A 22,262-nucleotide genomic window follows, 5' to 3' on the forward strand; every position below is an offset into this window, starting at 1 on the left:
GATGCCGAGCCGGCGGCATCCTGCCGCCCGCTGGATGGGTCTGGCACTGTCGGCTGCCCTGATCGTTGCGGCCTCTCCGATGGCTGGGGCGGCACCGACTGCGTCTGAGCCGCCCGGACGCCAGATGCAAGCTGCCGCGTATGTGCCGGAACCTCCAACGCAGGAACCCGTAGCACCTCGCGCGGCACCCTCCGCGGTCGCTGAACCGGCAGCATCCCCGCCGGGCTGGCTGACGGTGGAGGCAGCCGGTATCGACCAGTCGATCCTGCCCCTCACCCCGTCGACCGAAGAGACCGCTACCCAGTCGATCGTGCCCCCGCTGACTCTTGAGGCCTACTGGTTGACTTCCTTCGGGACGCCTGGTCGCGCCTCGGAGGACACCACCTATATCACCGGCCACAGCTGGGAGGACCGGGACGCACCCTTTAACCGGCTCAGCACCGATGCCGAGGTTGGCGATGAAATAGTGCTGACCACCGAAACCGGTGTCCTCGACTACGTCATCGATTCGGTCACCACCCATGACAAGAACACCCTGAAAGACAGCGAAATCTGGGATATTGTGCCTAACCGCCTGGTACTGATCAGCTGCTACACCGAGGACATCTGGGGCAAGAATGTAGTGATCACTGCTACTCCCAGCAGCAGCTGATCAACTCAGTGATTGTCCAATACGTAGTGGCTTCCGCATCAGAGGTCGCCTCAGCCCTGGCACCGCTGGGAGGGCTTGACCAGTTCATACCAGAGCCGGTCCGCAGTGCTGCTGGCCGGCATCAACACGCGCAGGACAGATTATCGTACAGTGCCGCCCATGCTGTTTTCCGCTTGGCGGCGGCGCATCGCATCGGGAGTGCCCCGTCCGCGAGCGCATCACTGAACGTGACCCGCTCGTGCCGAACTTGCGGCTCCAGCCTGCATGGGAAACCAGCTGTCGCGGGAGTTGAGCTCAGCCTGTCCCGTTCTGCAGGAATGGTCATGGTTGCCTCGGCTCCGGCGGGGCAGCCCATCGGAGCCGATATCGAGCATATTCCCCCAGCCGTCTTCGATGGATTCGACAGCTACGCCCTGTCACCAGCCGAGCGGGCCACCCTGCAGGCCGACGACGCCGGTTCCCGCCTTCGGTTGTGGGTCGCCAAGGAAGCAGTCCTGAAGGCAGCCGGTCACGGGCTCAGCATCGAACCCCACACCCTGTCCATCAGTGATAGCCGCTGCGCCGGGCTGCCCGATGCAGAAGGAATGGAGCTCTTCTGGCTGGACGGAATGGCCGGGTTCGCTAGTGCATTGGCCGTACCAGCTGGTGCAGAGATAATCAGGCGTGAGCTGGCCGAGCTACTCACAAGTTAGCCACTTAGCCGCCGGTCGAGTGGCCAATGCAATACGGCGTCCACGGTCTAGCTTCCAGCCTGCCTTGGGCAATCGCCTGGCCGCACACGGCGCACACCCCGTACGTTCCGGCGTCGAGCCTCGCCAGAGCAGCATAAATCTCGTCAACTCTGGACCGCGCATCTGCGGCCAGTGCCGACATCTGCGAGAGTTCAGAGGCGATAGTGGTTCCCTCCGGGTCATGTTCGTCGTCGACGTTTGAGTTATCTCTCGCAGCACTGACCGAGCGGCCATCAGCGACCAACGCGGCAAGACTCGCCTGAGTGCGGGCGAGCTCCGAGGTCAGGAGCTGGCGATAGGTCTCGGACCCAGGATCTGCTGCCATTAAGCAATCGTACGGGCAGGTTCGACGTCCGGGAGGGGACGGCAGTCAAGGCAGTGGACTATCCTAAAAAGCAGGTGTCCCACCCACCGGGTCGCTGCTGGGCTTAGGAACCGCTTTGCCATCCGGCCGGGCGGCAAAAACGTCAGGAAATTATGGTTGAGCGGGCTCCGTCAAGCACAGATAGCAACCACTGGGACCTCTGCTACCCGTTCCTGGAGGAGCTACCTGTCACCGGCGCAGCAATCTCGATTGTTGGCGGATCAATCCAGGAAACTGTCGCCTATAGTGATGAGGTGGCCCGCACTCTTGACGAACTGCAGTTTGAGCTCGGGGAGGGCCCCCGGTGGGAAGCAATCGCTAGCCGGCTCCCGGTATTGATTCCAGATACGGGTGACGACTGGGATTCACGGTGTCCCATATTTGGCGCCGCGGTCCGTCGCACACCGGCAAAGGCTATGTTCGTCTTTCCGCTGACCCTGGGCGCCCTCGATATCGGCGTCGTCGAGCTGTACCGTACAAGTCCGGGAAAACTCAGCGGCACCGCCCAGTCCGTGGCGTCCGCCCTGACTGAGCGGACCTCCTGGACACTGCTCCGACGGATCCTGGCTCAGGACCCCGATCATGAACACTCGCTAGGGGGCGTCGAAGGCCCCTCCCTGTCAAGGCGGGAGATTCACCAGGCCACTGGCATGGTGCTGGCCCAGGCGAATGTCACTGCCACCAACGCATTGCTTCTGCTGCGGGGGCACTCCTTTTCTGAGAGCCGCTCCCTCAGGGAGGTGGCGATAGACGTAATTGAACGTCGAGTGAATTTTGCGCCACTTCCGCCACGTGCGGAGTAAACTTTCTTCATGGTGACTTCGACCCGGGCAGAGCGTGTCAGCGGCGCTTTCGTAAAGATCGCTGGAGCGTTAGTCGATGACTACGATGTCCTCGATCTTCTGCATGTCCTCGTTGAGGAGTCGATCGGGATACTCAACGCCTCGGCGGCCGGACTCCTGCTGGTGGACCACCATGGCGAATTACAGGTACTGGCGTCCAGCAGCGAGGAAAGCCAGTTGGTGGAAGTGCTGCAGCTGGAAGCTGGGGCTGGCCCATGTGTTGAGTGCTTCCGAACGGGGGCGGTTGTCACAGTTGACGATATCTCAGAGCTCGGTGACCGCTGGCCGGCGTTCAAGCAAGCTGCACTGTCTCAGGGGTTCGTCTCGGTGCACGCCATACCGCTGCGCATCAGGGGCAGGGTCATCGGCTCGCTCAATCTTTTTGGTGAAGTTGCCGGCGCACTCCCCCTGGAGGACGCGGCGATCGGCCAGGCGTTAGCCGATGTCGCCACAATCAGCATTCTCCAGGAGCGAGCTATTCGTGAGGCCGGTGTAGTTAACGATCAGCTTCAGCGCGCCCTAACCAGCCGCATTTTGATTGAGCAAGCCAAGGGTGTGGTAGCGCAATTGAGTAACGTGGATATGCAGGAGTCGTTTACCCGGATTCGAAACCATGCCCGCCGGAACCATCTCAGCCTGCGTGATACGGCTGCCAAAATCGTCGACCGGTCGCTGTCGCTCTGAGTCGACCGGTCGCTGTCGCGCTGAAAGCGTGGCCAGTCGGCCCGGTGGCTGGGGGGAATACCGGTCCGACTGGCAACGCACGTTGTCAGGTTGCGTTCAGCCAGCCGATGTACCTAATCGACTAACTGACAGCGGTTCAACTGTCATATGATTCTCCATCTAAGTGTCGTTTGACTGTCTCAGAACTCATTCCTCATATACCTCCCCGAATACCGACGAATTTCAGGATTGGCTGGTCTGCCCCAGTTTGTGAGCTGGAACCGCCCGGGTACAAAACTTTCCGAAAGGAAGGAAGTATCGATGGAGCGAGAGCTATCGCAATGATTACCCCGTCCGAGTACTACCGCGGAATGTTTTCAACTCAACACGGTGCCGGGGTCTGGGGCAGTACATCAATCGTAGCCGATGGTTCTGACACCGTCTATGGTTTGTGTGATCCATCTCACCAGGCGTTGAAACTTACGCTACCCGGCGAACATTCTTGAATACCGCGCGGGATTCGGGCAGCCACGGTAGCCCAACGAAGACGTGGAAGGCTCCCGGGTATTGGTGGAACTCGACGCCGTGTCCGACGTCGAGCAGCAACTTCTCGAACGCGATTGCATCCGCCATACAGATATCCGCGCTCCCCTGGTAGATGGAGACCGGTGGAAGCTTTGCCAAGGCTGCCGGGGTTGCAAAGACTGGGCTCAGGAGCTGGTGTTGAGGATCCTCTCGGCCGGCCCACCATTTCCCTGCCTCGACAGCACCCGGGACCGCCAGCATCGGATCGGCACGATCGTACTGTGGGATGTTGGGGTTGGTGCCGGTGATGTCCAGCCAGGGGGAGAACAGGATCAGCCGTCCTGGCCGCGGCAGGCCAAGCCCAGCGAGGTGCAGCGCCTGCCCCACCGCCAACCCGCCACCCGCCGAATCGCCGGCCAGCACGACGTCGTCGGCCCTGGTGGTGCGGAGTACCAGCTGATACACCGAAGCAAGATAGTCGTAGGCCTCCCGGAACGTGTGCTCGGGTGCCAGCCGATAGAGCGGCACGGTCACCGTGGCACCAGTTGCTTTGATGAGTGCGGCAATGATCCACCAGTGCGGTGAAACCAACTCATTGATGTAGGTGCCCCCATGGGTGTAGATGATGTGGCGGGTGGAAGCGCCTGACCGTGGACGCAAGGTCAGGGTGCGGACGCCGTCGACCTCGTAATCCTCAACAGTGCAGCGTCGCCGGAGCACACGGGTCAGAGCCGCCGGGGTGGGGTAGACGCGCTGTAGATACTGGCTCCGCATCCACTCAAGCGAGGTGTAGTGCCGTTTGGTTGGCGTCAGGCGCAGGGCGGCGCTGACGAATCGCATGGGAATACTTGCTCGGCGTTCGGCGGCGGGGCGGAGAGTCGCAGTCATGGGATTAACAGTAGGGTCTGGCGGAGGCCTACTGTGCTCCCTAGGGTGAGAGGATGGCAAACCCTCCTCACACCAGCCTCCAGCACAGCTGGCAGGGTGACGACGACCCCGATCGGCTCGACACCGCAACCATCAACCTTGAAACCGGCCGCCTCACCGCCCACGGCACCTCGAGGACCGCCGACTATGCGGTTAGTTGGGCTCTCGCGACGAAGCCGGGCTGGGTGACCCAACGGCTCACCGTAACGGTCCACGGGCAAGGGTGGAGCCGTCATCTGGAGCTGGTGAGATCGGACGACGGCACCTGGTCCAGTGCTACGCATAGCTCAGGTGACACTCGTCTTCCCGCTCCGGGAATCACCGATCCCGACGGGCTTGCGGGTGCGCTGGACTGCGACCTGGGGCTGTGCCCGGTCACCAACACCATGCCTATTCTCCGGCTGAATCTGGTCTCCGGTGCCGCGGCTCCCGTGGATGAGACGGCACTGACCATGGCCTGGGTTGAGGTACCGAGCCTCCGGGTAGTCCCCATCACGCAGGTCTATAGCCATGTGCGCGCCGCCCGCGGGGATAGTCCCGCCATGGTGCTGTACAGCTCGGGGAACGGCGGGTTCACTGCCGAACTCACAGTTGACGACGATGGAGTGGTGATTGACTATCCCGGGCTGGCGAAACGCATCCGATAGGCTCTGGCTACCTGGCCCACCCCCGGCAGGCGGTACTGGGTAAACTCGTTCTGGCCGGAAATGCATCTGGCGCAGACCACTCAGCACCCAGGACGCGAGGAGCCAATGAACAACGAGTTCGACGTTGCCCTGATGATCGATCTGCTCGGGGTCTTCTTCTTCGCAGTCTCAGGATCGTTGCTGGCTGCACGCAAGGGTTTTGACCTGGTGGGTTCGCTGCTGCTGGCATCGCTGGCTGGGCTGGGCGGGGGTGTGGCGCGGGACCTGATCATCGACACAGTTCCGGCAGCGTTCTCCAATCCTGGCTACCTGATCCCGCCGGTCCTCGCCACTGGCCTGGTCTATTTCCTGTTCTCCGGTGTGGAGCGGGTCAGTAAACTACTAGTGGTCTTCGACGCCGGAGGCCTGGGCCTGTTCTGCATCACGGGAACGGTGAAGGCGTTGGAATTCGGGCTTCACCCGGTGGCGGGCATCCTCCTGGGGGTAACCACGGCGGTAGGCGGCGGGCTCCTGCGCGATGTGGTGGCCAACGAGGTGCCCCAACTGTTCGATCCCCGGGACATCTATGCCCTTCCCGCGATGCTCGGGGCGGTGCTGACCACCCTCCTCGTCACTAACGGCTGGTTCAATGTGGTCACCGGAGCCGTCATCGCCACCCTCGTCTTTACCCTGCGTGTTCTCGCCTGGCGGTACAGCTGGCGTGCGCCCTTGGCGGTCCTGGGATGGAAGCGCTCGGGCACTGCATAGTCCACCCCACGGTGGGGGCTAGGATGGAAGTATTCCCCAACCCCACCCCTGGAGTTCCAAGTGACTGAGCTATTCCTGGACAAATTCCGTGCCCTGGTTCCGGCCTACTTCGATGACCAGTGGTCGGCGGAGGATGGCCTGTCTAAAGAAGAACTCCAGGACCTCATGGAGGGCCAGAACTTTGACCTTCCACTTGCCCTGCGCGATTTCTATCTCGCTGTCGGAGCCGTCGAAGACATCATGGAGGCCTACCATTTCTTTTGGGACCCCGACGAGCTGACCATCGAGGATGGACACCTCCTCTTCCTCGAAGACGAAGAGGAAAAGTACACCTGGGGAATCCGCATGGATCAGCTGGATGTCCCGGATCCCATCATCTGGCGTCGCAACAATGCCCGAGGCACCTGGAAAAGCGAAGAGGGCACGTTCAGCGAATACGTTCTCGACATGTTCGAGTGGGTGTTCGAGGAAGACGCGGACGAGGAGTGACCGAGTGGGTGCGGCACGCGCCTGACGATTACCGGTGCCCCTTCTGCGACCTCGCCGCCGGGGAGTTCCTGGATCCAAAAAATCTGTGCGAGCCCGGCGATTTGATTTACTCAGACGACTTGGTGTTGGCGTTTATCGCCTCTCACGGCTTCGACCCGCACCCCGGCCACGTGTTAGTGACCCCCCGGGCCCACTTCGAGTTGCTCTACGAGCTGCCCGACGACGTCGCCGCCCGGATCATGACCGTCACCCGCGATATGGCGGTCGCCATCAAGCGGGCCTGGTCTCCTGACGGCATCTCCACCCGCCAGCACAATGAGCCTGCTGGCAGCCAACATGTCTGGCACTACCACCAGCATGTCCTCCCCCGCTGGCACGACGACGGCTTCTACTTCACCCCGAAGCGGCCCGTCGTTGATCCTGCGGTGCGGGCCAGAAAGGCAGCCGAGCTGCGTGCCTACCTGTAGCGTGCACATCCTGTCCTTGCAGCGTGTAGGTTTCCCCGGGTTGTGGGGCCAGTTCAGCGCGTTTAGCCCCGACACGCCAATCAATCGCCTGTTCCGGGACCAGAATCTGGGGAAACCTGCACGCCCGCCAGCGGACTGACGTGCCGGATTGCGTCGCTCCCCGGCAGTCATCATCCAAAGACAAGGTTTTGAAAACCCATTGTGATTTGACACAATCGTGATATAGGATTTCATCAATTCCTATATTGAAGGGTATTCAACGTTGCAGACCCGTCCGACCTTCTCTGTTCCAGATCTTCGCCAGCTTGCGGCCGTAGCTCTCGAGTGCTGTAACGTCCCACGGACCGACGCCAAACTGACTGCTCGCTCGTTGGTCCAGGCGGACCAGCGCGGCATTCACTCCCACGGTTTACTCCGCCTCCCCCTTTATGTCGAGGCCCTTCGGCTCGGCGGGATCAACCCGCGGCCAAACCTGTCGTACTCATCCAAGGCGGATTCAGTGGCCATCCTCGACGCTGACGCTGCGCTCGGCCAGGTTGCTATGCAGTCGGCAGTTGACAAAGTCATCGAGATCGGTCAAATCCATGGGATCTCTGCGGTCGCCGTTCAGAACAGCAGTCATTACGGAGCTGGAGCGTTCTGGAGCGATCAGCTAGCGGCGGCCGGGTTCCTTTCCTTCATCACGTCCTCCACCGGACCGGTGGTCGCGCCTCATGGAGGAACGACGAAGGTTTTGGGAACGAATCCGCTGACGCTTGGGGCACCTGGCTCGTCGGGCTGGCCACTCACGGCTGACCTCGCTACCAGCAATGGGGCTTACGGCAAGGTGATCGCAGCGCGAAATGAAGGTCAACAACTTCCCGAAGGCTGGGCTGTCGACACCGACGGCAACCCCACCACTGATCCAGAAGCAGCCGCAGCAGGCTCCATGATCCCGTTCGGCGACCACAAAGGTTCGGCTGTCTCGGTCCTTCTGGAGGCATTCGCCTCGTCTCTGACCGATGCTACCTACGCATACGAAACCATCGATATCTGGTCCAACCCAGCATCCCTAATGAACAACGGCCACCTCGTCATCGGGATAAACACCGACGCATTCGCCGGACGTTCCCACACCGAAGCCCGGGTTGCTGATCTGCAAAAGCGGGTCCGAGACTCCGGTCCGGCCGAGCGCACAGTGCAGGCCCCCGGCGACCCCGAACATGCACTGGAAATGGGTGCCACCTCGTCCGTGCACCTGCCCAACTCCACGGCAGACCAGCTGCGTCAGCTCGCACATGAACTTTCTATCCCAACCAATTTGTGAACATTCACCCTTCGACAGCACCTATCCCTAACAACTGAAACACTCCCGGAAGGAACTCCAGCAATGAAGCTCGAAAACTCCACCACGTCCAGCCGTCGTCGTTCCACCACCGCGATCGGTCTCGCCGCCAGCGCAGCTCTCCTGTTGTCAGGCTGCAACGTCGGCACACCCGTGGACCGCGATGAGGTGGGCCAGGCCGACACCGATGCCAAAACCCTGCGTCTCGCCCATGTCTACGAGGCCGGGCATCCAGTAGAAGAGTGTGGCGTCGCAACCCTCAAGGAGGAACTCGAGGGTAGCGGACTTCAGATCGAAAGCTTCCCAGCCGCGCAGCTCGGCAACGAATCCGAGTCCCTCGAGCAGGTGGCCTCAGGCGCACTGGATATGGCAATCGCCGGCCCATCGTTCCTAGGCGTGTGGGAAGAGGACGCGGCCGTACTTGACGGGGCCTACCTGTTTGAGGACGTCGACCACTTCGAGGAAACCGTTGAGGGGGAGGCCATGGCGACCGTCTTCGACGGCCTCTACGAAAGCTCCGATATTCGTGTCCTCTCAAGCTGGTACTACGGCACACGCCACGTCACCGCCAACAAGAAGATCAGCACGTCTGCCGACTTCGATGGTCTGAAGATCCGCACTCCTAACGCGCCGCTCTACCTCGAGAACGTCGCAGCTATGGGCGGTACCGCCACGCCAATGGCCCTGGATGAGGTTTACCTTGCCCTGCAACAGGGGGTTATCGACGCCCAGGAAAACCCAATTCCCACCATCTCTACAGCCAAGTTCAACGAGGTTCAGGACTACATCAACCTCACCGGACACATGGTTCAGGGAGTCATGATTACAACCGGCCGCACCGTTTATGAGGGATTGACCGATGAGGAGCGTGAAGCGCTCGACAGCGCGATGGCTGTCGCCGCAGATGACACCCGGGTGTGCATCGAGGAGCAGGAAGAAGGCATTCTCGACGAGTGGCGTGCGGGCGACGGCATCCAGGTGAACGACGACGTCGACCGGCAGTCTTTTGCTGCCGCTGCCGAGGAAGCAATGCTGCAACAGCCTTGGGGTGAGCTGTACCGGGAAATCAAGGGTGCCCGGTGAGTTCAGACTCATCGAGGGCCGACGCCAGCAACGAAAACAACATTGCCACGGGCGCCCACGTTCCACACGAACCGGATCTACCGGACTTCGCTGAACAACGCAGCCGACTCTACCGGGGGCTCGTCAATGTTGAAAGGATCGCATGTTGCACGCTTCTTGTGTCATTGCTCGGGTTGATCATGCTGCAGGTGGTCAGCCGTTATGTCTTCAATACACCGTTCAGCTGGACTGAAGAACTGGCTCGGTTCATGCTGCTCTGGTTCACGTTCGTTTCCGCCGGTTTTGTCATGGCACGGCGTATTCATATCGCCGTCGACCTCCTGGCTAGCAAGCTGGGTCGGAAAGCGACCATCGTGTTGGATACGTTCGCCCTCATAGTGGTCCTTGCCACCGCGGGAGTACTGGCCGTAGCGGGAGCCGAGTTTGCTGCTGGCGCCAATCGGCTTCTCGCTCCCGCAACGGGTCTGCCGATGAGTGTGGTCTACTTTGCCGCCGTCACCGGATTTGCGCTCATCTTCATGCACGCTGCCCTGCACATCTTCCTCAACATCCGCTACCCAGAGGTTGTCCCTGATGCAATGGAAAATCTCGAACGGGAAGCGGTCTAGGACACAATATGACCCTTCTCATCATGATCATCGCGTTGCTGGCGCTACTCGCTCTCCGCGTGCCAGTCTCCTTTGCCTTGCTCATCCCCTCAGTCGCCTACGTCATCATGGACCCGACTGCGCGGATCGGCACGGCGGTCCAGCAGACCGTTTCCGGGGTCGACAGCTTTGCCATCCTCGCCGTTCCCATGTTCATCCTGCTAGGAAACCTCGCCAACGTATCCGGAGTGACTGACAAGCTCTATGACGCCGCCGTGGCCGGTATCGGTCACCTCCGCGGCAGCCTCGGCTACGTCAACGTGGCCACCAGCTTCGGCTTCTCCTGGATGAGTGGTGCCGCTATAGCCGATGCCGCTGCCATGGGGCGGGTACAAGTCCCGGCAATGGTCCAGCGAGGCTACTCCCGTGAATTTGCCTTGGGCGTGACCGGCGCCTCGAGCCTCATAGCGCCCATGATCCCGCCCAGTATCCCGGCTGTCATCTACGCAGTCACCGCCGGAGTTTCAGTAGGTGCCCTATTTATGGCTGGGATCCTGCCCGCATTGGTGCTGGTGACGGCCCTATGCCTCACGGTCTGGATTCTCATGAGGAAGCAGAACCATCTGCGGTTCCCGAAATCGACCTGGAAAGTGCGGGGCCGCACCACCCTGGCGGCGCTTCCCGCGATGGGGTCAGCGGTTGTCATCCTGGGTGGAATCCTCAGCGGTGTCTTCACGCCCACAGAGGCGAGCGGGATTGGCGTCGTCTATATCCTTATCCTTGCCATCGTGTACCGCGCACTAACCTGGCGGAAAATGTACCGCACCCTGTTGACGACTGTTGAAACCTCCGGCTCAGTGCTATTGATCGTAGCTGCCGCTGCACTGTTCGGGTGGGTTCTTGCCCGTGAACAGGCGCCGCAGGTTGCAGCAAACCTGATTCTGCAGATCACCGACCAGCCAATCGTGTTCCTGATTCTGGTCAACATCCTGCTCCTGATTGTGGGCTGCGTCCTGGAACCCACAGCGGCGATCCTGATCCTCGTGCCAGTGTTGCTGCCAGTCGCCGAGACCTTCGGTATCGACCCAGTTCATCTCGGCATCATGGTGATCTTCAACCTTCTCATCGGATTGATCACACCCCCTGTTGGGCTCGTGCTCTTCGTTCTATCGAGCGTGACCCGAACGCCCGTGCCATCGGTCATCAAAGGCATCCTCCCGTTCTTCGTCCCGATGGTCGCCACCCTGTTGGTCATCACCTTCGTACCGGCCCTCACAGTCGGCTTACCCACACTATTGGGCTTCCTCTAGCCCCCTCCCCCACCTGAATTTCTAGGAGTTCCAATGTCCCGCATCACCTCAGTGCGCACTTCCGATGTGCGTTTCCCAACTTCCTTGGATCTGTCCGGGTCCGATGCCGTCAACGTCGATCCTGATTATTCGGCCGCCTATGTAGAAATCGCCACTGATGACGGTGAGCGCGGCTACGGTCTGGTCTTCACCTGTGGGCGGGGAAACGAGATCATTACCGCCGCCATGGACAGCTATGGGGCCCTGCTCATCGGGCAGAACACCGACGACTTGGTCAATAATCTCGGCGACGCTTCAAGACGTCTAATCCATGACTCGCAGATGCGCTGGCTTGGACCCGAAAAGGGCGTATCCCATATGGCGTGCGGCGGTCTGATCAACGCACTATGGGACATCCGGGCTCGACGGGAAAATAAGCCCCTGTGGCTCCTTCTGAGCGAGATGCCGGTCGATGAACTGGTCAGCGCAGTCGATTTCACCCATATTTCCAACGCCCTCACCCCGCAGGATGCCACCGACATCCTGCGGGGTGGGCAGGCCGGCAAAAAGGACCGGATTGCTGAGTTGAAGCAGAACGGATACCCCGCTTACACGACCACTCCAGGATGGTTGGGTTACAGCGACGAGAAGCTTGTACGGTTGTCGAAGGAAGCAGTGGCCGATGGTTTCGGCATGATCAAGCTCAAGGTCGCCGGGAGTATTGCCGATGACCGGCGCCGTCTGTCGCTGGCGCGCGAGGCTGTCGGGCCCAACATTCGGATTGCCATCGATGCCAACCAGCGCTGGGAAGAGCAAGACGCCATCGACTGGGTCAACCAACTGCAGGACTTCAACCCCTACTGGATCGAAGAACCGACCAGCACCGACGACATCCTGGCTCACGCTGCGATCCGCAAAGCGGTTCATCCGGTCAAGGTTGCCACCGGTGAAGCGGTCCAGAGCCGGATCATTTTCAAGCAGCTTCTGCAGGCCGGTTCAATCGACATCATGCAGATTGACTCGACCCGTGTGGCAGGTGTCAACGAGAACATCGCCAATCTCCTCCTCGCCGCAAAATTCGATACCCCCGTGTGTCCGCACGCGGGCGGCGTCGGCCTTTGCGAACTGGTGCAGCACTTCTCCTTCTTTGACTACGCGGCGATCACCGGTTCGATGGAGGACAGGGTCATCGAATTCGTTGATCATCTCCACGAGCATTTTGCTGAGCCGGTCATTGTCACCGGTGGACGCTACCAGGCACCCAAACGCCCAGGAGTCGGAGCCGAGATGCTTGAAACCTCGACTGCACGGTGGAACTTCCCGGGGGGCGCCGGCTGGCAGGACCTTAACGCCAGCTGATCCGCCGTCCAACCAGAAAGGATTAACATGACCCCCAGTACATTTACCCTCGCCACCACAGCCGAGGAAGTAGCTGTAGCAGCGCAAACCGCACACCGTGCTTTCCTAGAGATTGCTGCCGAACCTCCTGCGGTGCGATCGAGCAGGCTGAACGTCATCGCGGCAGCCCTGCGCGCTCACGCACCCGAACTCATCGCGCTTGGGCATGCAGACACTCATCTGGCCGAGGCACGTCTGCAGGGCGAGCTCAACCGGACAGCGTTCCAGCTCGACCTTTTCGCGAACGAGGTCCTCGCAGGAATTCCTCTGGACGCCACCGTTGATCACGCCGATCCTAGCTGGGGCATGGGGCCGCGACCCGACATCAGGCGGGTCAACATTCCGCTGGGGGTCGTAGGCGTCTTCGGTGCTTCCAATTTCCCTTTCGCGTTCAGCGTGATGGGCGGGGACTCCGCCGCGGCACTCGCAGCAGGGTGCGCCGTCCTTCACAAGATTCACAGCGGTCACCGCAAGCTTGCCCTGCGTACGGCAGAGATTGTCGCTGAAGCCCTTGGCGAGGCCGGTAGCCCCGATGGCTTATTTGCAGTCGTTGACGGCCGGGCTGCTGCTGAAGCCCTGGTGGACCATCCGTTCGTGAAGGCAATTGGCTTCACCGGATCAACTGCCGGTGGACGGGCACTGTTCAACCGCGCCAGTGCCCGACCCGAACCAATACCGTTCTACGGTGAGCTCGGAAGCATCAACCCGGTCTTCGTGCTCCCCAGCGCGTGGGAAAGCCGCTCGGAATCAATTCTCTCCGGATACGCTGCATCGTTTACTGCTGGCATGGGCCAATTCTGCACCAAGCCCGGTGTCCTCTTTGTGCCGGATTCCCTTGTGGGTGATCAAATTCGCGGGGTGCTTGAACCGATTCTGGAGCAAGCTTCACTGGCTGAGCTACTGACCCCCGGTCTCCGAGAATCCTTCGGCACCGCCCGGGACGATGTAGCCGCTATGGAGGGCGTCGACGCTCTGGTCTCCGGGTCCGACGATCAGGTGCCCGCTCCAACGGTGCTGATCACCGATGCCGCAGCGGTCACACGGAATCCCGAAGTCCTCCGCCACGAAATGTTCGGACCGGCCTCGCTGGTGGTCCGATACCGCAGGGCTGAAGACCTCCCCGGCCTTGCGTCACTGATGGAAGGCCAACTGACCGCTTCTATCCACGCAGACGAGGCAGACGACGCTTCACTTCTCCTCGACACCTTGACAGGCATCGCTGGCAGGGTGCTGTGGAACGGCTGGCCGACAGGAGTTACCGTCTCCTACGCGCAGCAGCACGGTGGTCCCTACCCTGCCACAACCTCGAATACCACCTCGGTGGGGACTGCGGCGATCGGGCGCTTCACCCGCCCGGTGGCATACCAGGATGTTCCTGACCCGCAGCTTCCGGCGTCCCTTCAGGACGCGAACCCCTATCGCATCAGTCGCCGCGTCGACGGGGTCTTCGAGGCTGCGGAATTCGGTACGAGAGAGGTCATAGGATGAGCCATCTGCTCCCGGAGGACGCTGTTGGTGCGGTGTTGGTCGGACGGATCTGGGACCCCGCGACAGCGGGGCCTCGACCCGTCCTGGTCGACGGCGATACGTTGATTGACTTGTTCGACCAGTTTGCCACTATGTCGGAGCTGCTCAACACCGAAAACCACGTTGTGCTGCTCGACCAGCTCCGCGCCACAACTGCCCGCCGATGGGACCTCGATGAAATTGCCGGTGGCACCTTCAGGGTCGATGACGCTCCCGCCATCGACCGCGATGCTCCGCATCTGCTCCCGCCGGTGGACCTGCAGGCGTTGAAAGCGTGCGGTGTCACCTTCGTTGACAGCCTGATCGAGCGGGTCATTGAGGAACGCTGTGCCGGCGACTTCACCCTCGCCGAGCAGACCCGTTCCCAGGTGCTTGACGCTCTTGGCGGCAGCCTTACCGGGGTCCGTCCCGGTTCCGACGAAGCTGCCCGCGTCAAAGAGGTACTTGTGCGTGAAGGTTTCTGGTCACAATACCTTGAGGTCGGAATTGGACCGGATCCGGAGGTCTTCACCAAAGGGCCGGTCCTATCCGCAGTCGGCACAGGTTCACGCATCGGCATTCCGCCGTTCTCATCATGGAATAATCCGGAGCCGGAGCTGGTGCTGGTGGTGGACAATCGAGGCCGCATCAAGGGCTGCACGCTGGGCAACGATGTCAATCTTCGTGATGTCGAAGGCCGCAGCGCGCTGCTCCTGGGGATGGCTAAGGACAACAACGGGTCAACTGCACTTGGACCCTTCATCAGGTTATTCAACGATTCCTACACGATTGATCATGCTCGCCAGGAGACAATTCGTCTCACCGTCCGGGGGGCTGATGGGTTCGTGTTGAATGGCACTAACAGCGTCCAGCGGTTAAGCCGTTCCTTTGAAGAACTTGTTGGAGCTGCGTACGGTCGTCACCACCAATACCCGGATGGTTTCATCCTTTTCACGGGAACGCTTTTCGCCCCGAACCAGGACCGCGACGCGCCGGGCATGGGATTCACCCACAAGACCGGGGATGTAGTGGAGATCGGTAGTGCTCGGCTGGGTACACTGACCAACATGGTGGTACCTACAGAAGATCTTGAACCCTGGGAGTTCGGCATTGGCGCCCATATGCGCTACCTCCTTGACCAGCGGCAGCCTGTGCTGGACGGTCGACAATGACTGAAACGTTAGCGCGCGACTTCGAGCACCGGGGCAGGTCCGGCGCTGAGGTCTATTGGACACTGCGTGCAAAGATTCTTGATTTGCAGCTGCCCCCGGACGCGAAAGTCAATATCGATGCTTTGGTTCGTGAACTTGGCGTTTCGCAGACACCAATCCGCGAGGCGCTAAGCCAGCTCGAAGGGGACCGGCTAATTGTCAAGACTCCAGGCAAGGGGTACCGGACCACGGCGCTTCTGGGCACGACTGAACTGCGTGAGCTATTCGAATTCCGTCTTCTCATCGAACCGTGGGCAGCGCGGGCGGCAGCAGTGAACCGACTCAGTAATCCTTCCCGGTTTCTCACTGCTTCGCTTGATGACTTCGAGTCGGGCACAGCCGAGCACACTGCCGTCCGACATCAGCTAGTAGCCCACGACACTGTTTTTCATGACCGGATCCTATCGGCCAGCAGCAACGAGTTTGCTCTGCACGCGTACCGGGCAACGCACTGCCACCTTCACCTTTTCCGGCTGCATCCCGCCGATTATCAGGGGACCAGCACCGTCGAGGAGCACCGTCGGATTGTCGACGCTATCGCCGCGTGTGACCCAGATGCTGCTGAGGAAGCGATGCATCGACATCTCATTGACGCCTACCACCGCTTTGCCGAGGCATTCACCCAGGAGGAATCGGGATTGCGGCTGCCGCACCCAGCCAATCTCTGCTGAAGCTCTCCGCTAACGAACAAGGACTAAAATGACAGATTCTTTTGAGGGCATCCGCGCCCTGGTCACCGGCGGCGCTTCTGGGATTGGCGCTGCAGTGACTGCTGCGTTGACCGCGCGCGGAGCACACGTGGCGGTGCTTGATATCCGGCCCGATGGTCTACCGCCTGGTGTTGTCGGCTACACCTGTGACATCGGCAATAGTCAGTCTGTTGATGAAGCAGTCGCTGCTGCAGCGCTGGAATTGGGGGGGATCGACGTCGTTATCAACAATGCAGGAGTTGGAGCGGCCGGGAGCGTGGCAGATAACGACGACGACGAATGGCTCAGGGTGCTCAACATCAACGTGGTCGGAATTGCAAGGGTGTCGAGGGCAGCTCTGCCCCACCTGCGAGAATCCCGTTGCCCAGCGATCGTGAACACCTCGTCTGTCGCAGCCACCCATGGTCTTCCACAGCGTGCCCTGTACTCGGCAAGCAAGGGTGCTGTGTCAGCGCTGACCCGCGCCATGGCAGCCGACCATATGCGGGAGCGCATACGCGTGAACTGCGTCAATCCCGGTACGGCTGACACGCCGTGGGTCGCCAGGCTCCTCGACGCCGCAGATGATCCGTCGGCCGAGCGCCAGGCGCTGGAGGCTCGCCAACCCCACGGTCGGCTGGTATCTGCTGGCGAAGTAGCCCAATCGGTTTTGTTCCTGGCGGATCCCGCCAATGGATCGACCACTGGCACCTCTCTGGCAGTTGATGGCGGTATGCATAGCCTGCTGCTGCGGCCTGACGCTTAAAAATTCGTTGACGACTAAAACTAGAAGGAGTCCCAAGATGGAACTGATGCGACTAGGCGAGCCCGGACGGGAAATCCCGGCGGTGCGCCAGGACGGGGAAACCTATGACCTCCGCGGACTTACCGCCGACATTACCGGCGTGTTCCTCGGGAAGGAGGGCATCGGCCAGGTGCGTAGCGCATTGGCTGCCGGCACTCTTCCCACACTGGAGCGTGCCGCAACCATGCGGGTCGGAGCTCCGCTGACGGATATCGGTGCCGTCGTCTGCGTGGGCCAGAACTATGCGGCGCACGCTGCCGAGACCGGCGACCAGCCGCCCAAGGCCCCAATCATCTTCTTCAAACATCCCAATACGGTCGTCGGGCCGAACGACGACGTCGTCATCCCGCCGGGCGCGCAGAAGGTTGATTGGGAGGTGGAGCTTGCCGTGGTCATCGGCAAGCGGGCGTCCTATCTTTCGGGCGTCGACGAGGCCCTCGACTGCATCGCCGGGTTCACGATCAGCAATGATGTCTCGGAACGCGACTACCAGATCGGGCATTCGGGCGGTCAGTGGTCCAAGGGCAAGTGCGCGCCGACCTTCAACCCGATCGGACCAGCCTTGGTGCCGGCCTCTGACGTGTCAGATCCGCAGACACTCCGGCTCTATTCAACGGTCAACGGCGACTCCAGACAGGATTCCACGACAGCTGACATGGTGTTCAGCGTCGCCGAGATCATTCACAACCTCTCCCAGTACATGGCTCTCGATCCCGGAGACGTGGTGAACACCGGCACTCCCGAGGGTGTTGCCCTGTCCGGCCGTTTCCCCTATCTGGCTTCCGGAGACATCATGACGATCGGCATTGAGGGTCTGGGGGAGCAGCGCCAACGCGTCGTCGGGTCCTGACCGGAGCAGGTTTCCCCAGGTTCTGGGACTCATTTGGCGTGTTAGGGCCCAACACGCCGTTAATCTGACCGATTCTGGCTCAGTACCTGGGGAAACCTGCACGCCGTCAGCGGATCGCCCGGCCGGAGAGGACCTGACGGACCTCCCGGAGGACCTCGGCCGGGTGGAACATGATGTCCTCGTAGCTGTAGCGCAGGACCAGATATCCGCCCGCGATGGTCGAGTTGTTCCGTCGGAGGTCCCGCCGGAGTGCTCGCCGGTCTGAATGGTAGGCAGCGCCGTCCACCTCAATGACCAGGAAGCCCTCCAGGAGAAAATCCACCCTGCCGACGCCGGCCAGCTGGACCTGAGTTTCGACGTGAAATCCGGCGCCCCGGAACAAGACCCGTGCCACGACTTCGAGGGGAGACTCGGCGGAACATGTCACTAGGCCCAGCGCCGCGCGGGCCGGGGCGTTGCGGTCGCCGGGTAGTCGATCCAGGAGAAAGCTGCGGATCGTGTCGCCCCGACGAAGTGAACTTTCGACCATGACTGCTGCCTCCAGCGGCGGAAGGCAGCGCAGGGCATGAATCAGGACATCCACCACGCCCACCAGCGGCGCCCGCGGATGGACCGGGACGGTGCGCTCACGGTGATTGGTGAAACCCGTACCGTGCCCATGGTTGCAGCTCAGGTGTAGTCTGCTCGCTGGGTAGAGAGACCACAGGCCGTAGACCTTCGCGGCCGATAGGCAAGTGAGAAGTCCGTTGTTGAGGATCGCGGCAACGTAGTCCGGCGGCGCGTCAGGCAGTGCAACAACTCCCGTGCGGAGTCTGACCATCTCGCCCAGCGCTAGATGGCGGTTGAGCTGTCGTCGACTTACCCCGCACTGCAGTACCTCCCGGGTGCGCGCTACCGATCCCAGCCCCCGCAGGGTGTTGACTGCATCCATGAAGCCAGTGCAACTGATCCAGGCTGCAGGTGAGCGCCGGTACTACCGGTTTGTGGGCAACCGCAGCGGTCGATGGCCTGTGGAGGGAAGGGGGGAGGGTGCATTCACAGCCGAGGGTGTGCAGGTTTCCCCAGGTTCTAGCCGACCCGGCGCGTGTCGGTGGGCAACACGCCGTCGAACTGGGCCTTTGGGGCGGAGAACCTGGGGAGACTTGCACGCCGAACTGAACCGAACAGGGCTGAACAGGGCTGAAGCGGGGAAGGGCCTAGACGTCCCGGGTGACCACGGCCTGAGCAAAGGCCGCCAGCGCCTGCTTGACCGTGCTGTCCGGCAGCGGCTCGAGGGCGGCGACGGCGTCGTCAGCCCACTGCTGAGCCACTTCCCAGGCCGCCTGGGTCGATGAGTGAGCACTCACTGCTGCGACTGCTGTAGCCAGCGCCTCGTCAGAGGTGAGATCCCCGTCCACCAGGTCCAGGACGGCGACTGCTGAGTCATCCCCTGCTGCTGCGGCCTGCCGGACCAGGAGTATCGGCAGGGTAGGGACACCTTCACGGAGGTCGGTCCCCGGCGACTTCCCGGAGATGACCTTGACGCCTGTGACGTCGATGACGTCGTCGGCAAGCTGGAATGCCACTCCAACCCTTTCCCCATACGAGAGCATCACATCGATAACTGACTGCGGGGCCTGGCCGAACAGCGCGCCGAGCTGGCCGGAAGCCGCGACCAGCGACCCTGTCTTGTCGGCGATGACCGACAGGTAGTGCTCCACCGGATCTTCGTCCTCGCGGGGCCCGACCGTCTCATGGAGCTGTCCCAGGCAAAGCCGTTCAAAGGTCCGCGCCTGGATGCCCAGGGCCTGCCCACCGAGCTCGGACACCAGAATTGACGCCCGGGCGAAGATCAGGTCCCCGGTCAGGATGGCTACCGAGTTACCCCACACCTCGTGCGCCGTCGGGGCGCCGCGGCGGTAGGGCGCCGAGTCCATGACGTCGTCGTGATAGAGCGTGGCGAGGTGTGTCAGTTCGACGACGACGGCGGCCTGCACCACCTCGGGCCGGCTGGAATCGCCGAGGTGCGACGCAAGAATGGTCAGCAGCGGGCGGATCCTCTTCCCGCCGGCTTCAACTAGGTGACGACTGGTGGCGTCGGCAAGTGGATCGGAGCTGGCGATGGCTTCACGCAGCTGCTTCTCCACCTTCGCGAGGCAGGTTGAGACGGCCGGCCCCAGCACAGGATCGTCTGCTATCAGAGCGAACCCCGGCGGCAGCCGAAGCCCGGTGGCGATTGCACCGGTGGCAGTGTCGACATCGACGCCGTCGGAGCGCGGGTGCCCAGCGCTGGTCCAGCCGGGGGTAGCAGATTCTCTCACTGTCTAAGACTAACCAGTAGAGCGCGCGGAGCTGACATGCGTCCGCGTGCCTGGCTGGGACTGGTTGCTGACGGCTGGCACCAATTGCTCCAGCAGGTGGATGACGCGGTCCTCGAAACCTTTGCCATTCGTGTCGGTCAGGTTCGCGAGCATCCGCACCACAAAGCGCATCAGCACCGGGATGGGCATGCCGGTCCTCAGCGCCAGTCGCAGGATCGCCGGTTTACCGATGAGCTGCGCAAAAATGGTTCCGAGGGTGAAGTGACTACCCCAGAGTCCTCGGATATGGGGTGCGTACCCCGCCAGCACCTGGTCGCGGCCGAGCACTGAGCTGACCTGTTCGGCATTGATGATGAATTCGGCGGCATAGCGGGCTGACTCCATGGCATACGAGATGCCTTCCCCGTTGAACGGTGAGACCATTCCACCGGCGTCACCGAGCAGCAACACTCCCGGGCTGTAGTGGGGGGTCCTGTTAAAGCCCATGGGGAGGGCCGCACCGCGAATCTCACCCACCTGCTGCTCGGGGACAAAACCCCATTCAGCGGGCATCCCGGCCGTCCAATCCCGCAGGACCTGCTTGTAGTCAAGCTTGCCGAACTCGGCCGACGAATTCAGGATGCCCAGACCGACGTTGGAGGTGCCATCGCCTACTCCAAAGACCCAGCCGTACCCTGGCAGTGGGCGCCCTGATGCGTCGGGAAGCTCAAGCCACCCCTCCATCCACGGATCCTCATGGCGCGGGCTGGTGAAGTAGGTACGCACTGCCACACCCAGGGGGCGATCATCCCGTTTGGCTAACCCGAGGCTGACGGCGGTGCGGGTTGAGTTGCCGTCCGCCGCAAGGACCGTGTCGGCATGAAACTGCCTGGTCTCCCCCGTTTTGCGCCCCGATGGATCAAGGATATTGACGACGACGCCGGTCACGCGCCCGGCGTCGTTGCGAATGGCTGAGGTGACCGAGTGACCTTCAAGAATGACGGCACCCGCTGCACGGGCGTGCTCGGCGAGTTCCGCATCGAATCCCAGGCGGGTGCGGACCAGCCCGTAGTCGGGGAAGTCGGTCAGCTCTGGCCAAGGCACCTCGACAGTGCGTCCGCCGGCTTTCAGCCGCAGACCCACGTTGCGTCGCCAGCCGGCCGACTCTTCGTGAGGTAACCCGAGCAGCTGGATCTCGCGGACAGCGCGTGGGGTGAATCCGTCGCCGCAGACCTTTTCCCGCGGGAAGACCGACTTTTCGACGACAGTGACTTCCACGCCAGCACGAGCGAGGTAGTAGGCAGCAGTTGATCCGGCGGGGCCAGCCCCGACTATCAGCACCGACATTTAGTTTGCGGACCGCGTGCTGCGGCGGCGTAGACGCGCCTGAGCGGGCGCTGGTGCGGTTGGGCCCAGTGGTTTGGTGGCGCGGTGGACCGCGACAATTCCCCCGTTGAGATTGCGGTAGGCGACATTTTCCCAGCCAGCCTCCGTGAGCCAGCTGGCCAGTGAGTCCTGGTCCGGCCACGCCCTGATGGACTCGGCCAGGTAGACGTAGGCGGTCGGGTTGGAGCTGACCTTCGTGGCGATGGCCGGAAGCGCCCGCATCAGGTACTCCGTGTACATGGTGCGCCACAGCTGAACTGTAGGCTGCGAGAACTCGGCGATCACCAGTTTGCCGCCGGGCTTTGTCACCCGAAGCATTTCCGCGAGTGCCAGTTGCGGACGGTGGACGTTGCGCAAACCAAAGGAAATGGTCGTCGCGTCGAACGAATCGTCGGCGAACGGCAGATCGGTGGCGTCCCCGGCAATGAAATCGATGTCCGGCCGACGGCGCTTCCCAACCCGCAGCATGCCAAGGGAGAAATCGCAGGCGACTACGTACACGCCGTTGTCAGCGTAGGGCTCGCTGGACGTGCCGGTGCCAGCGGCCAGGTCGAGGACCTTCTGACCTTTCACGGCACCCACTGCATCGACCACAATGCGGCGCCAGCGGTGGGTCTGTCCGAGGGACAGGACGTCGTTGACCACGTCGTATTTGGGAGCCACGTCATCAAACATGGCTGCTACTTCTTCGGGACGCTTTTCCAGTGATGCACGGTTCACCCTTATATTGTCTCAAACAATTGCCAGGTCCCTAATCGGTGTCCGATCCGAGGACTGTTTACGCGACGCCGTCCCCTCCCG

At 61.7% G+C, this 22,262-nt stretch carries 24 protein-coding genes; 18 read left to right on the forward strand and 6 right to left on the reverse strand.

Annotation, left to right across the window (positions count from 1 at the left end):
• Position 1: 1 nt before the first annotated feature.
• Together Y703_RS0116675 and Y703_RS21120 are read left to right on the forward strand one after the other, a co-directional pair.
• Positions 2 to 652, forward strand: coding sequence for a class F sortase (locus Y703_RS0116675; RefSeq protein ID WP_253908094.1), 651 nt, complete (start codon positions 2 to 4; stop codon positions 650 to 652).
• Positions 653 to 975: 323 nt separating this feature from the next.
• Positions 976 to 1,344, forward strand: a complete 369-nt coding sequence (locus tag Y703_RS21120) for a 4'-phosphopantetheinyl transferase family protein (protein WP_026553618.1) — start codon at positions 976 to 978, stop codon at positions 1,342 to 1,344.
• 4 nt (positions 1,345 to 1,348) lie between these two features.
• Here Y703_RS21120 and Y703_RS0116685 read toward each other — a convergent pair whose 3' ends face one another.
• Positions 1,349 to 1,708, reverse strand: a complete 360-nt coding sequence (locus Y703_RS0116685; RefSeq protein WP_026553619.1) for a TraR/DksA family transcriptional regulator — start codon at positions 1,706 to 1,708, stop codon at positions 1,349 to 1,351.
• A gap of 152 nt (positions 1,709 to 1,860) precedes the next feature.
• Here Y703_RS0116685 and Y703_RS0116690 point away from each other — a divergent pair, with 152 nt between their 5' ends.
• Positions 1,861 to 2,550: a GAF and ANTAR domain-containing protein gene (locus tag Y703_RS0116690; RefSeq protein ID WP_026553620.1), complete on the forward strand. Its 690-nt coding sequence runs from the start codon at positions 1,861 to 1,863 to the stop codon at positions 2,548 to 2,550.
• Positions 2,551 to 2,559: 9 nt separating this feature from the next.
• Entirely contained in the window at positions 2,560 to 3,273 is a 714-nt protein-coding gene (locus Y703_RS0116695) for a GAF and ANTAR domain-containing protein (RefSeq protein WP_026553621.1), read from the forward strand.
• 459 nt (positions 3,274 to 3,732) lie between these two features.
• On the opposite strand, the gene Y703_RS0116700 is transcribed toward Y703_RS0116695, so the two are convergent.
• Positions 3,733 to 4,665 carry an alpha/beta hydrolase gene (locus Y703_RS0116700; RefSeq protein ID WP_081743589.1) on the reverse strand — a complete coding sequence of 311 codons (933 nt, stop codon included), beginning with the start codon at positions 4,663 to 4,665 and terminating at the stop codon, positions 3,733 to 3,735.
• A 53-nt stretch (positions 4,666 to 4,718) separates the two neighbouring features.
• Here Y703_RS0116700 and Y703_RS0116705 point away from each other — a divergent pair, with 53 nt between their 5' ends.
• The 14 genes from Y703_RS0116705 (at position 4,719) to Y703_RS0116770 (ending at position 17,796) form a co-directional block, all read left to right on the forward strand.
• The gene (locus Y703_RS0116705) at positions 4,719 to 5,351 is read left to right on the forward strand and encodes a putative glycolipid-binding domain-containing protein (RefSeq protein ID WP_026553623.1); all 633 of its coding nucleotides are present in this window, start codon (positions 4,719 to 4,721) and stop codon (positions 5,349 to 5,351) included.
• Between the two features lie 105 nt (positions 5,352 to 5,456).
• On the forward strand, positions 5,457 to 6,098 hold the full coding sequence (locus tag Y703_RS0116710; RefSeq protein WP_026553624.1) for a trimeric intracellular cation channel family protein: 642 nt from the start codon (positions 5,457 to 5,459) through the stop codon (positions 6,096 to 6,098).
• Between the two features lie 60 nt (positions 6,099 to 6,158).
• Positions 6,159 to 6,587, forward strand: a complete 429-nt coding sequence (locus Y703_RS0116715; RefSeq protein ID WP_026553625.1) for a hypothetical protein — start codon at positions 6,159 to 6,161, stop codon at positions 6,585 to 6,587.
• The gene (locus tag Y703_RS0116720) at positions 6,584 to 7,054 is read left to right on the forward strand and encodes an HIT family protein (protein ID WP_026553626.1); all 471 of its coding nucleotides are present in this window, start codon (positions 6,584 to 6,586) and stop codon (positions 7,052 to 7,054) included. Before Y703_RS0116715 ends, Y703_RS0116720 begins: the two co-directional genes overlap by 4 nt.
• A gap of 262 nt (positions 7,055 to 7,316) precedes the next feature.
• Positions 7,317 to 8,360 carry an Ldh family oxidoreductase gene (locus Y703_RS0116725; protein ID WP_026553627.1) on the forward strand — a complete coding sequence of 348 codons (1,044 nt, stop codon included), beginning with the start codon at positions 7,317 to 7,319 and terminating at the stop codon, positions 8,358 to 8,360.
• Between the two features lie 63 nt (positions 8,361 to 8,423).
• Positions 8,424 to 9,461: a sialic acid TRAP transporter substrate-binding protein SiaP gene (locus Y703_RS0116730; RefSeq protein ID WP_026553628.1), complete on the forward strand. Its 1,038-nt coding sequence runs from the start codon at positions 8,424 to 8,426 to the stop codon at positions 9,459 to 9,461.
• Complete coding sequence (locus Y703_RS0116735) at positions 9,458 to 10,069, forward strand: TRAP transporter small permease (protein ID WP_026553629.1); 612 nt, start codon at positions 9,458 to 9,460, stop codon at positions 10,067 to 10,069. The genes Y703_RS0116730 and Y703_RS0116735 overlap by 4 nt, the downstream gene beginning before the upstream one ends.
• 8 nt (positions 10,070 to 10,077) lie before the next feature.
• The gene (locus Y703_RS0116740) at positions 10,078 to 11,358 is read left to right on the forward strand and encodes a TRAP transporter large permease (protein ID WP_026553630.1); all 1,281 of its coding nucleotides are present in this window, start codon (positions 10,078 to 10,080) and stop codon (positions 11,356 to 11,358) included.
• 33 nt (positions 11,359 to 11,391) lie between these two features.
• Positions 11,392 to 12,696: an enolase C-terminal domain-like protein gene (locus Y703_RS0116745; RefSeq protein WP_026553631.1), complete on the forward strand. Its 1,305-nt coding sequence runs from the start codon at positions 11,392 to 11,394 to the stop codon at positions 12,694 to 12,696.
• A gap of 27 nt (positions 12,697 to 12,723) precedes the next feature.
• Positions 12,724 to 14,223, forward strand: coding sequence for an aldehyde dehydrogenase (NADP(+)) (locus tag Y703_RS0116750; protein ID WP_026553632.1), 1,500 nt, complete (start codon positions 12,724 to 12,726; stop codon positions 14,221 to 14,223).
• Positions 14,220 to 15,413 carry a fumarylacetoacetate hydrolase family protein gene (locus Y703_RS20555; protein ID WP_035765724.1) on the forward strand — a complete coding sequence of 398 codons (1,194 nt, stop codon included), beginning with the start codon at positions 14,220 to 14,222 and terminating at the stop codon, positions 15,411 to 15,413. Before Y703_RS0116750 ends, Y703_RS20555 begins: the two co-directional genes overlap by 4 nt.
• Positions 15,410 to 16,123 (forward strand): GntR family transcriptional regulator, encoded by a 714-nt coding sequence (locus tag Y703_RS0116760; protein ID WP_026553633.1) that lies wholly within the window; start codon positions 15,410 to 15,412, stop codon positions 16,121 to 16,123. Before Y703_RS20555 ends, Y703_RS0116760 begins: the two co-directional genes overlap by 4 nt.
• A gap of 28 nt (positions 16,124 to 16,151) precedes the next feature.
• Positions 16,152 to 16,907 (forward strand): SDR family NAD(P)-dependent oxidoreductase, encoded by a 756-nt coding sequence (locus tag Y703_RS0116765; RefSeq protein ID WP_026553634.1) that lies wholly within the window; start codon positions 16,152 to 16,154, stop codon positions 16,905 to 16,907.
• A gap of 37 nt (positions 16,908 to 16,944) precedes the next feature.
• Positions 16,945 to 17,796 (forward strand): fumarylacetoacetate hydrolase family protein, encoded by an 852-nt coding sequence (locus tag Y703_RS0116770; RefSeq protein WP_026553635.1) that lies wholly within the window; start codon positions 16,945 to 16,947, stop codon positions 17,794 to 17,796.
• A gap of 106 nt (positions 17,797 to 17,902) precedes the next feature.
• Here the strand turns inward: Y703_RS0116770 and Y703_RS0116775 are convergent, their stop codons facing one another.
• The 4 genes from Y703_RS0116775 to Y703_RS0116790 form a co-directional block, all read right to left on the reverse strand.
• Positions 17,903 to 18,727 carry a DUF559 domain-containing protein gene (locus Y703_RS0116775; RefSeq protein ID WP_026553636.1) on the reverse strand — a complete coding sequence of 275 codons (825 nt, stop codon included), beginning with the start codon at positions 18,725 to 18,727 and terminating at the stop codon, positions 17,903 to 17,905.
• Between the two features lie 265 nt (positions 18,728 to 18,992).
• On the reverse strand, positions 18,993 to 20,012 hold the full coding sequence (locus Y703_RS0116780) for a polyprenyl synthetase family protein (RefSeq protein ID WP_253908098.1): 1,020 nt from the start codon (positions 20,010 to 20,012) through the stop codon (positions 18,993 to 18,995).
• Between the two features lie 93 nt (positions 20,013 to 20,105).
• Positions 20,106 to 21,422, reverse strand: coding sequence for a geranylgeranyl reductase family protein (locus tag Y703_RS0116785; RefSeq protein WP_026553638.1), 1,317 nt, complete (start codon positions 21,420 to 21,422; stop codon positions 20,106 to 20,108).
• Positions 21,423 to 22,181 (reverse strand): demethylmenaquinone methyltransferase, encoded by a 759-nt coding sequence (locus tag Y703_RS0116790; protein ID WP_026553639.1) that lies wholly within the window; start codon positions 22,179 to 22,181, stop codon positions 21,423 to 21,425.
• Positions 22,182 to 22,262: the final 81 nt, after the last annotated feature.

Origin of the sequence: Arthrobacter sp. H20, assembly GCF_000520515.1 — a bacterium.
In the GTDB taxonomy this organism is placed as follows: domain Bacteria; phylum Actinomycetota; class Actinomycetes; order Actinomycetales; family Micrococcaceae; genus Arthrobacter_D.

What these genes read in the sequence shown, in the direction of transcription:
- Y703_RS0116675 (WP_253908094.1), top strand. Translation starts at nt 2, where the DNA reads ATGCCGAGCCGGCGGCATCCTGCCGCCCGCTGGATGGGTCTGGCACTG.
- Y703_RS21120 (WP_026553618.1), top strand. Translation starts at nt 976, where the DNA reads ATGGTTGCCTCGGCTCCGGCGGGGCAGCCCATCGGAGCCGATATCGAG.
- Y703_RS0116685 (WP_026553619.1), bottom strand. Translation starts at nt 1,708, where the DNA reads ATGGCAGCAGATCCTGGGTCCGAGACCTATCGCCAGCTCCTGACCTCG.
- Y703_RS0116690 (WP_026553620.1), top strand. Translation starts at nt 1,861, where the DNA reads ATGGTTGAGCGGGCTCCGTCAAGCACAGATAGCAACCACTGGGACCTC.
- Y703_RS0116695 (WP_026553621.1), top strand. Translation starts at nt 2,560, where the DNA reads ATGGTGACTTCGACCCGGGCAGAGCGTGTCAGCGGCGCTTTCGTAAAG.
- Y703_RS0116700 (WP_081743589.1), bottom strand. Translation starts at nt 4,665, where the DNA reads ATGACTGCGACTCTCCGCCCCGCCGCCGAACGCCGAGCAAGTATTCCC.
- Y703_RS0116705 (WP_026553623.1), top strand. Translation starts at nt 4,719, where the DNA reads ATGGCAAACCCTCCTCACACCAGCCTCCAGCACAGCTGGCAGGGTGAC.
- Y703_RS0116710 (WP_026553624.1), top strand. Translation starts at nt 5,457, where the DNA reads ATGAACAACGAGTTCGACGTTGCCCTGATGATCGATCTGCTCGGGGTC.
- Y703_RS0116730 (WP_026553628.1), top strand. Translation starts at nt 8,424, where the DNA reads ATGAAGCTCGAAAACTCCACCACGTCCAGCCGTCGTCGTTCCACCACC.
- Y703_RS0116740 (WP_026553630.1), top strand. Translation starts at nt 10,078, where the DNA reads ATGACCCTTCTCATCATGATCATCGCGTTGCTGGCGCTACTCGCTCTC.
- Y703_RS0116745 (WP_026553631.1), top strand. Translation starts at nt 11,392, where the DNA reads ATGTCCCGCATCACCTCAGTGCGCACTTCCGATGTGCGTTTCCCAACT.
- Y703_RS0116750 (WP_026553632.1), top strand. Translation starts at nt 12,724, where the DNA reads ATGACCCCCAGTACATTTACCCTCGCCACCACAGCCGAGGAAGTAGCT.
- Y703_RS20555 (WP_035765724.1), top strand. Translation starts at nt 14,220, where the DNA reads ATGAGCCATCTGCTCCCGGAGGACGCTGTTGGTGCGGTGTTGGTCGGA.
- Y703_RS0116760 (WP_026553633.1), top strand. Translation starts at nt 15,410, where the DNA reads ATGACTGAAACGTTAGCGCGCGACTTCGAGCACCGGGGCAGGTCCGGC.
- Y703_RS0116765 (WP_026553634.1), top strand. Translation starts at nt 16,152, where the DNA reads ATGACAGATTCTTTTGAGGGCATCCGCGCCCTGGTCACCGGCGGCGCT.
- Y703_RS0116770 (WP_026553635.1), top strand. Translation starts at nt 16,945, where the DNA reads ATGGAACTGATGCGACTAGGCGAGCCCGGACGGGAAATCCCGGCGGTG.
- Y703_RS0116775 (WP_026553636.1), bottom strand. Translation starts at nt 18,727, where the DNA reads ATGGATGCAGTCAACACCCTGCGGGGGCTGGGATCGGTAGCGCGCACC.
- Y703_RS0116785 (WP_026553638.1), bottom strand. Translation starts at nt 21,422, where the DNA reads ATGTCGGTGCTGATAGTCGGGGCTGGCCCCGCCGGATCAACTGCTGCC.